General features: G+C 64.9%; 6 protein-coding genes, 1 other RNA gene and 1 pseudogene. 6 read left to right on the top strand and 2 right to left on the bottom strand.

Features of this window, described 5'->3' with window-relative positions:
* Positions 1-122: 122 nt before the first annotated feature.
* Positions 123-470, bottom strand: a transfer-messenger RNA (tmRNA) gene (ssrA, locus tag TNMX_RS12610).
* Between the two features lie 158 nt (positions 471-628).
* Here ssrA and rimP point away from each other — a divergent pair.
* The 6 genes from rimP to secD all read left to right on the top strand — a co-directional run bounded on the left by rimP (position 629) and on the right by secD (position 6922).
* Positions 629-1054 (top strand): ribosome maturation factor RimP, encoded by a 426-nt coding sequence (gene rimP / locus TNMX_RS06490; RefSeq protein WP_038030594.1) that lies wholly within the window; start codon positions 629-631, stop codon positions 1052-1054.
* Between the two features lie 23 nt (positions 1055-1077).
* Positions 1078-2241: a transcription termination factor NusA gene (gene nusA, locus TNMX_RS06485; protein ID WP_015716819.1), complete on the top strand. Its 1164-nt coding sequence runs from the start codon at positions 1078-1080 to the stop codon at positions 2239-2241.
* On the top strand, positions 2241-2519 hold the full coding sequence (locus tag TNMX_RS12605; protein ID WP_015716818.1) for a YlxR family protein: 279 nt from the start codon (positions 2241-2243) through the stop codon (positions 2517-2519). The genes nusA and TNMX_RS12605 overlap by 1 nt, the downstream gene beginning before the upstream one ends.
* Positions 2488-4203 (top strand): translation initiation factor IF-2, encoded by a 1716-nt coding sequence (gene infB / locus TNMX_RS06480; protein ID WP_038030588.1) that lies wholly within the window; start codon positions 2488-2490, stop codon positions 4201-4203. Before TNMX_RS12605 ends, infB begins: the two co-directional genes overlap by 32 nt.
* A gap of 8 nt (positions 4204-4211) precedes the next feature.
* Positions 4212-4577 carry a hypothetical protein gene (locus TNMX_RS06475; protein ID WP_253269377.1) on the top strand — a complete coding sequence of 122 codons (366 nt, stop codon included), beginning with the start codon at positions 4212-4214 and terminating at the stop codon, positions 4575-4577.
* A 137-nt stretch (positions 4578-4714) separates the two neighbouring features.
* Positions 4715-6922, top strand: a complete 2208-nt coding sequence (gene secD, locus TNMX_RS06470) for a protein translocase subunit SecD (protein ID WP_038030585.1) — start codon at positions 4715-4717, stop codon at positions 6920-6922.
* 53 nt (positions 6923-6975) lie between these two features.
* Here secD and TNMX_RS06465 read toward each other — a convergent pair.
* Positions 6976-9038 (bottom strand): annotated as a pseudogene (locus tag TNMX_RS06465) (hypothetical protein); the annotation flags it as partial.

Below are 9038 nucleotides of genomic sequence, written 5' to 3'. Positions count from 1 at the left end.
AGTTTACCAAAAGAAAGCAAGGCCAGATGCCAGGACGCACCACTCCTTCCTGAATAGCCAAACAGGGGCCCTTTGGGTGCTTTCCCGTAGGGAAACACCTCGAGGGCCCCTGGGGGCTTCTATGGTGGAGGTGGGGGGAGTCGAACCCCCGTCCGAAAGTCCCTACGGCAGGCCTCTACGCGCGTAGTCCGCGTTTTGGGTGTCCTCCTGGCTTGGCCCGCGGACGGGCGGCCAGGAGCAAGCCCCGCTTAACTTCGCCTTGGGTTACGGGGCGTAGCCAAGGCTAGCCGGGTTTCTTGTCCCCGCTACCGTGAGCCCCCGGCAGGGCTACCGGGCGAGGTCGCGGTCATTAAGCCGCGAGAGCGTAAGCAGGCTTGTTGGCCTTTATTCTTTTGCGGGTTTTTACGAGGCCACCCGCACCTCGGCGCGCCACCTGCCCTCGGCGACCCCCGTCGAGACCGTTCACCCCCATGTGACTGGCCGGACTCGGACCGGCAACTTTGAGTGTAATAGGCTAAAGGGGTTGTAGTCAAGGGGGTTTTGGGTGTAAACTGAGCCCAGTGCTCCCAAGGGAGGGGGGTGGGTGTAAGCCCACCCTTCCTTTGTGAAGGGAGGTAGGGAGGTGCCTGTGGACCTTTGGCGGTTGGTGGAGGAAGCGGTGGAGCCTCTGGACCTCGAGGTCCTGGAGGTGAAGGAAGCCCCCGGGGAGGTCCTGGTCCGCCTGGAGCGAAAGGACGAAAGGCCCATCCGCGTGGCTGACCTGGAACGGGCCAGCCGGGCCATAGAGGCCGTCTTTGACCAGGAGGACCCCATTCCGGGAAGCTACCGCCTTCTGGTGGAATCTCCCGGCCCCAAGCGCCCCCTCTTTACCCGCCGCCACTTCGAGCGCTTCCAGGGTCTAAAGACCAAGGTGCCGGGGCCCGAGGGCTTCACCGGGCGCATCCTTCGGGTGGAAGGGGACGAGGTGGTCTTCCAGGTGGGCCAGGAGGAAAAGCGCCTGAGGATCGGCACCTTCCGCGCCAACCTTGCCGAGTGGCCCGAGGAGCCCAGGTAACAGCCGAGATTCAGGGAGGAGAGATGAACCGGGAATTCATAGACGCCATGCAGCAGCTGGCCTTGGAGCGGGGGGTCACCACCGAGGAGGTCCTCGAGGCCTTCAAGGAAGCCCTGCGCAAGGCCTACATCAAGCGGCAAAAGGGGTACCGCAAGGAAGAAATCGATGCGGGTAAGGGTCCGGAGGTGGACGTCTATATAGACCCCCAGACCGGGCGCATCGAGATGGTGGAGGTCCGCCGCGTGGTGGAGAAGGTGGAGGATCCAGACAAGGAAATCGCCCTCTCCGAGGCCCTCCAGTACGACCCCGAGGTCCAGGTGGGCGACGAGATGGAGTTCCCCATCGACCCCGAGGGCCTCTCCCGCATGGCCATCCAGGACCTGCGCCAGATCCTCACCCAGCGCCTCAAGGAGTCCGAGCGCAACCGCATCTACAACGAGTACAAGGACAAGGAGGGCCAGGTCCTCACCGGGGTGGTGACCCGGGTGGACAACCGCGGCAACGTCTTCGTGGAGCTGGGCCGGGGGGAGGCTTACCTCCCCAAGAGCGAGCAGATCCCCACGGAGCGCTACTACCCCGGGCAGCGCCTCAAGGTGTACCTAAAAAAGGTGGACCGATCCGCCAAAGGCCCTTCCCTGATCGTAAGCCGGGCCCACGAGAAGCTTCTGGAGCACCTCTTGAAGCAGGAGGTCCCCGAGATCGCCGAGGGCATCGTGGAGATCAAGGCCATCGCCCGCGAGCCCGGCCGCCGCAGCAAGGTGGCGGTGATGACCCACAACCCCAATGTGGACCCCATCGGGGCCTGCATCGGCCATAAGGGCCAGCGCATCCAGGCGGTTTCCGCCGAGCTGGGCCGGGAGAAGGTGGACATCATCCTCTGGGCCAAGGATCCCAAGGAGTTCATCCGCAACGCCCTCTCCCCCGCCCAGGTGGGTTCCATCGAGCTGGAACCCGATGGGCAGAAGGCCCGGGTCAAGGTGACCAAGGACCAACACTCCCTGGCCATCGGCACCGGGGGTCAGAACGTGCGCCTGGCCTCCAAGCTCACGGGTTACGAGATCCACTTTGAGGAGGCGGAGATCTCCGACCTGGACGAGGCCATTCGCAAGGCCGCCAAGGAAGAGGCGGAAACCACCAGCCGGGCGAAAGAGGAATTCGAGAAACTCTTCCGGGATCTTTCCGAGTAATGGCGAAGCATGTCCCCATCCGCATGTGCGTGGCGTGCCGCAAAAGGCGGCCCAAGGGGGAGCTTTTGCGGATCCTGCTCATGCCGGAGGGGTTTCGCCTGGACCCCACGGGGAAACTGCCGGGCAGGGGGGCTTATGTCTGCCCCGACAACCCGGAGTGCTGGACGGAAAAGAAGCTGAGGCGCTTTGCCGGGGCCCGGGCCAGAGCCTTGTCGGAAGCGCTTGTCACCCTTTTAGGAGGTACGGATGGCCAAAATACGCATCTACCAGCTGGCTAAAGAGCTGGGCATGACCAACGAGGAGCTCCTGGAGCTCCTGGACCAGATGGGGGTTGCCTACAAGTCCCACGCCTCTACCCTTTCCGAGGAGGACGCGGAGGCGGTGCGGGAGCTGGTAAAAGAGCAACGAGGCCTGCAGGAGAAGCTGGCGGAGGAGGAGCGCAGGAAAGCCCTGCCCCGAAGGCCTCCCGTGGTGGTGATCATGGGCCACGTGGACCACGGGAAGACCACCCTCCTGGACTACCTGCGGAAAAGTCGCATCGCCGAGAAGGAGGCGGGAGGCATTACCCAGCACGTGGGTGCCTTCGAGGTGAAGACCCCTCAGGGCACGGTGGTCTTCATCGACACCCCGGGGCACGAAGCCTTCACCACCATAAGGCAGCGGGGAGCCAAGGTGGCGGACATCGCCGTCATCGTCATCGCCGCCGACGACGGGATCATGCCCCAAACGGATGAGGCCATCGCCCACGCCAAGGCAGCCGGGGCCAAAATCGTCTTCGCCCTGAACAAAATGGACCTGCCCCAGGCCGACCCCGACCGGGTCAAGCGCCAGCTAATGGAGCGGGGCTTCGTGCCCGAGGAGTACGGCGGGGATGCCATCGTGGTGCCCATCAGCGCCAAAACGGGCCAAGGGGTGCAGGACCTTTTGGAGATGATCCTCCTCATCGCCGAGCTGGAGGACTACCGGGCCGACCCGAACGCCGAGCCTAAAGGGGTTATCCTCGAGTCCAAGCTGGACAAGCAGGCGGGCATTATCGCCAACATGCTGGTCCAGGAGGGGACCTTCCGGGTGGGGGACTACGTGGTGGCCGGAGAGGTGTACGGCCGCATCCGGGCCATGATGGACGCCGATGGCAACCAGCGCAAGGAAACGGGCCCGGGAAGCGCCGTGCAGGTTTTGGGCTTCCAGGAGCTTCCCCACGCCGGGGATGTGGTGGAGTGGGTACCGGATCTCGAAGCCGCCAAGGAGATCACCGAGGAGCGCAAAGAGGAGCGCAAGGCCCGCGAGGAAGCCGAGAAGGAGCGCCGCCCCAGGACCATGGCCGACCTGCTCCGGGCCCTGCAGGAGGAAGGGCAGAAGGAGGTTAACCTCATTCTCCGGGCGGATACCCAGGGCTCCCTGGAGGCCATCCAGCACATCCTGGCCAAGGAGAGCACCGAGGAGGTCAAGATCAACGTCCTCCTGGCCCAGGTGGGGGCCCCCACGGAGTCCGATGTCCTCCTGGCCCAGACGGCCAACGCCGCCATCCTGGCCTTTGGGGTGAACCCGCCCGGCTCGGTAAAGAAGAAGGCGGAGGAAAAAGGGGTCCTCCTCAAGACCTTCCGCATCATCTACGACCTCATCGACGAGGTCCGAGCCATGGTCAAGGGGCAAAAGGAGCCCATCTACAAGGAAGAGATCCTGGGCCGGGCCGAGGTGCGGGCCGTCTTCCGCCTGCCCGGGGGCAAACAGGTGGCGGGATGCATGGTCACCCAGGGCAAGGTGGTGCGTAGCGCCGAGGTAAGGGTTTTGCGCAAGGGCGAGGAAATCTGGAAGGGGAAAATGGCCAGCCTCAAGCGCTTCAAGGAGGACGTGCGGGAGGTGGCCCAGGGCTACGAGTGCGGCATCGGCCTCGAGGGGTTCGACGACTTCCAGGAAGGGGACATCATAGAGGTCTTCCAGATGGTGGAGGTACCGGCGTAGGAGGTTCCTTGCGCTGGATCCGGCGGTCTTTCTCCGGGGCGTGCCCTTCCTTGGGGCACTGGAAGATCCCAGGGAATGCTTGGGGAAGGTTAGGGCTGGCCCTGGCCATCCTGGCCCTGGTCCTCCAGGGCCTACCCCCTTTCCCTGCGGGAAAGGGAAAGGCGGAAGCCGGGCTTCACGCCAAGGGACCTGCCTGGGTCCTCAAGGAGGACCGCCAGGGAAACGGGCTTACCCCCCTGGCCCAGGCTCCCACCCGGCCTCCCCATTTTTCCCTCAAGCCCCAGAATAGGAAGGCCAAGCCACCGTCACTGGAAGCCTCTTCCCCGTCCCATCTTTACCTCCTCTATGGTCGCCTCCAGATGGATGGAGGCTAGGGCCCGGAACTCTTTCTTCTTGCGCTGGCGCAAGCTCAAAAGGCCATCCAGCGCAGTCTGAGGTTAGGCTCTGGTATACGGCTTTAAGCCCTTCTGCTAGCGAATCGGGCACCTGCGTGCCCCAAAAGGTGAAGAGTATGAACCGCAAGCTTCTCAACGGACTTCTCCTCCTGGGCCTTTTCCTCCTGGCCCTCCTCATGGTCTGGAAGCCCTGGGCCCCCGGGGAACCCAAGGTCAAGCTGGGACTTGACCTTAAAGGAGGTCTTCGCATTGTCCTCGAGGCCGCCGTGGAAAACCCCACCCCCGACGACCTGGAAAAGGCGCGCACCGTCTTGGAAAACCGCATCAACGCCCTGGGGGTGGCGGAACCCCTGATCCAGATCCAGGGACAAAAGCGCATCGTGGTGGAGTTGCCCGGCCTTTCCCAGGCGGACCAGGACCGGGCCCTTAAGCTCATCGGCCAGCGGGCGGTGCTGGAGTTCCGCATCCTCAAGGAAGGGGCCACCGGCACCACCGTGGCCCAGATCAACCAGGCCCTCAGGGAAAACCCCAGGCTTAAGCGGGAAGACCTGGAAAAGGACCTCATCAAGCCCGAGGACCTGGGCCCGGCCCTTCTCACGGGAGCGGACCTGGCCGACGCCCGGGCGGTTTTTGACCAGTTCGGCCGCCCCCAGGTGGCCCTCACCTTTACCCCGGAAGGGGCCAAGAAGTTTGAGGAGGTGACCCGGGCCAACGTGGGCAAGCAGCTGGCCATCGTCCTGGACGGCAAGGTCTACACCGCCCCCGTGATCCGTCAGGCCATCACCGGGGGCCAGGCGGTGATCGAGGGGCTATCGGGCCTCGAGGAGGCCAGCGAGATCGCCCTGGTGTTGCGTTCGGGGGCATTGCCCGTTCCCCTGGAAGTGGCGGAGATACGGGCCATCGGTCCCACCCTGGGTCAGGATGCCATCCAAGCCGGCATCCGCTCGGCCCTCATCGGCACCCTAGCCATCTTCCTCCTCATCTTCGCCTACTACGGCCCAAGCCTAGGTCTGGTGGCTTCCTTGGGCCTCATCTACACCTCCGTTCTTATCCTGGGGCTCCTTTCGGGCCTCGGGGCCACCCTGACCCTCCCCGGCATCGCCGGCTTGGTCCTCACCCTGGGGGCTGCGGTGGACGGGAACGTGCTTTCCTTCGAGCGCATCAAGGAGGAGCTCAGGGCCGGGAAGAAGTTCCGCCAGGCCATCCCCGAGGGTTTCAAACACTCCACCCTAACCATCCTGGACGTGAACGCCGCTCATTTGCTGGCGGCCGCCGCCCTTTACCAGTACGCCACCGGGCCCGTTCGGGGATTTGCAGTTGTTCTGGCCATCGGAGTGGTGGCCAGCGTCTTCTCCAACCTGGTTTTCAGCCGCTACCTTCTGGAGCGCATGGCCGAGCGCGGGGAGGTCCGCCCCCCCATGTGGCTGGTGGACCCCAGGTTCAACTTCATGGGCCCGGCCCGCTTCATCACCGTGGCCACCCTGCTCCTAGCCGTCCTGGCAGCGGGGGTGGTCTTTACCAAGGGCTTCAACTACTCCATCGACTTCACCGGGGGTACGGCGTACACCCTGCGCACGGGGCCCGAGGTGGGCGTGGACACCCTAAGGCGCTTCCTGGAAGCCAGGGGCTTCCCCGCCAAGGAAGCGGTCATCACCCAGGTGCAGGCTCCCACCGCCGATTTCCGGGAGTTTTCCCTTAAGCTCCCACCCCTTTCCGATGCCAAGCGTCTGGAGCTGGAGCGGCTCTTCACCGCGGAGCTAAAGGCCAGCGTCCTCACCTCGGAGACCGTGGGTCCGGCCATCGGTTCCGAACTTCGGCGCAATGCGGTGATGGCGGTCTTGGTGGGCCTTGGCCTAATCCTCCTCTACGTGGCCTTCCGCTTTGACTGGACCTTCGGGGTGGCCAGCGTCATCGCCGTGGCCCATGACGTGGCCATCGTGGCGGGGATGTACAGCCTCTTGGGCCTGGAGTTCTCCATCCCCACCATCGCCGCCCTCCTCACCATCGTGGGCTACTCCATCAACGACTCCATCGTGGTTTCAGACCGCATCCGGGAAAACCAGAAGCTCATGCGGGGCATCCCCTACCGGGAGATGGTGAACCGCTCCATCAACCAGACCCTCTCCCGCACGGTGATGACCAGCCTCACCACCCTCTTGCCCATCGTCGCCCTCCTCTTCCTGGGAGGAAGCGTCCTCAGGGACTTCTCCCTGGCCATCTTCGTGGGCATCTTCGTGGGCACTTACAGCTCCATCTACGTGGTGAGCGCCATGGTGGTGTTCTGGAAAGAGTTGCGGCAACGCCAGGCCAAGAAAGCCACATAGGGTCCTCGGAAGAGAACCCAGCGCCCACCCCCCGGGATCCCGGGGGGTGGGCCTTACGCCTTAAGACCCAGCTCCTCCAGGGCCCTCTGCCGAAGGCGGAGGGCCTCTTCCTGGGCGGGGGTGCCGCAAAGCCTCTTCAGGACCTTCTCATCCAGGGGATCCAGGCGCAAGGCCAAAAGCCAGTCCTCGAGCCTAGGGCTTTGCAAAAGCTCTCTCCGCCGCTCCTCCAGGTAGGCCCTGGAAACCTCATCCAGAAAAGGATGGTCCAGCCCCAGGAAGGGCGGGGCGGGGGTGCCTTGGGATCCTCCAGGTCCAGGTATAGCTCCGGCGCCTGGCGGAAGAGGCCATAGGGCTTCTGGCGCAGGAAGTAGGGCCTGGCCCCTCTGGGCCGGTCGGGCTCCAGGGCGTTGACCACCTCCCACCACAGCACCCTGAACTCCCCTGGGGAAACCGACAGGGCCTCGAGGAGATCCTCCTTTTCCCATTGGGCGGCCACCAGAAGGGCCAAAAGAAGCCGGGCCTTATCCCGGCGGAACCGCACAGGCCGTCCCTCCACCCGCACCTCAAATCCCCCGAGGACCCGTATCTCCACCCGCACCCCGGGATGGTAGGGAACGGGAAGGCGGCCAAGTCGCCAAAGGGCCCGGCGTACCCGGGCAACCGGGGGTGAGAAAAGCGTCCGGTGGGCCAGGAAGGGGTAAACCCGCAAAAGGTCTTCCCATCCATCCCCAAACGGGTAAGCCTCGGCCACAGCCTGAAGGAAAGGGTCCAAAAGGGGCAGGGTGGGCAAGGAAAAAACCTCGCCCCGCCGAAGCCAAGCCAACGCCACCATAAGGGTGAGGAAGCCTTCCACCCAAAGATCCCCGGCGGTCCGGGTCAGGCGGACCATTTCCCTGTAGGCCTCCTCATCCCCCAGGGCAGCCAGACCCCCCAGGGCTTCCACCTTAAGCCGCGCTGGACCCCCTTCCGCCATGGCCAAGGCGGCCTGGTAGGCCGCCTTGGCCTCCTCCAAGCGTTCCAAAACCAGAAGGGCATGCCCCCTCCTGGCCTGGGCCAGGCTCATGCCGAAAGGACTCCCCAGCACCTCAGCCTCCCAAAGCCCCCGCTCCGCCCACCGGAGGCCCTCCTCCGCATCCCCTGCCACGCACTCCAAAAGGGACCGGAGAAGGGTACTCTCCCGATGGTTCTGCGGCGGCCGGTGCAGGCCGGGGTCCCCGCTTTCCCTGAGGCGGGCCAGGGCCTCTTTGGGCCTCCCCTGCCTCAGGAGAAGCCTTGGCCCGGAGAACCCCAAGGCTTCCGCCTCCGCTACACGGCCCTCGTTGAGAAGGTTCTCCGCCAGGAGAAGCCTGGCTTCCTCGGGAAACAACCTCGAGGCCTCCTCCAGGTAAGGACGCCCTCGAGCCGGTTCCACGGTGTCCAGGAACAGCCGGGCCAGACCCAAGTAGGCCCGGGTCTCTCCCGCCCTAAGGGCCTTCTGGTAAGCGGCCTCCGCTTCCTGGTAGCGCCCAGCCTGGCGCAAGGCCTCAGCCTCCAACAGGTCGAGGGCGCGCCGCCCTTGGCGCAAGGCTTCCGGTAGGTGGGCCAAAAGGCGCAACACGCTGTAGGTGAAACCGCGCGCCAACCAGGAAAATCCCTCCTGCACCAGGAGATCCGCCACGTGGCCGAGCCTTCCCGCCTCCAGGAGGAACCCGGCTGCCCGGATCCCCTCCCCGCGGTCCAAGGCCTCCTCCGCCGCCTTGGTGAGGAGCCCCCGGGCTTCCGCCTCGGGAAGGAGGGTTTTCAGGGCACCACGCACCAGGGGATGGAACCAGAGCTTGCCCTCCCGCCTCTCCAGAAGCAGGTCCTCGGCATAGGGCAAGAGGGCTTGGCCTTCCGCCTCTGGGACCTCCCCCAAAAGGGCCAGCCTCGAGGCCTCCCGCAGAACTTCCTCGGGAAGGCCATAGGCCAGGTAAGCCAATAGCCCCTCGGCGGTTTCCAGCGCCAGCTCCGGCTTCAGGCCCCGGCGCATGGCCAACAGGACCACCCGTAAGCCCAGGGGCCACCCCCTCACCAGGGAAAGGGCTCGTTCCACTTCAAAGGCTGGAAGTTCCGGGGCCAGCGCCTTGGCAAGCTGGCA

Source organism: Thermus sp. NMX2.A1 (genome assembly GCF_000511705.1).
In the GTDB taxonomy this organism is placed as follows: domain Bacteria; phylum Deinococcota; class Deinococci; order Deinococcales; family Thermaceae; genus Thermus; species Thermus scotoductus.
The sequence above is the reverse complement of the archived record's forward strand: the minus strand, read 5'-3'. Positions and strand labels throughout refer to the sequence as shown.

What these genes read in the sequence shown, in the direction of transcription:
- nusA (WP_015716819.1), top strand. Translation starts at nt 1,078, where the DNA reads ATGAACCGGGAATTCATAGACGCCATGCAGCAGCTGGCCTTGGAGCGG.
- infB (WP_038030588.1), top strand. Translation starts at nt 2,488, where the DNA reads ATGGCCAAAATACGCATCTACCAGCTGGCTAAAGAGCTGGGCATGACC.
- secD (WP_038030585.1), top strand. Translation starts at nt 4,715, where the DNA reads ATGAACCGCAAGCTTCTCAACGGACTTCTCCTCCTGGGCCTTTTCCTC.
- TNMX_RS12605 (WP_015716818.1), top strand. Translation starts at nt 2,241, where the DNA reads ATGGCGAAGCATGTCCCCATCCGCATGTGCGTGGCGTGCCGCAAAAGG.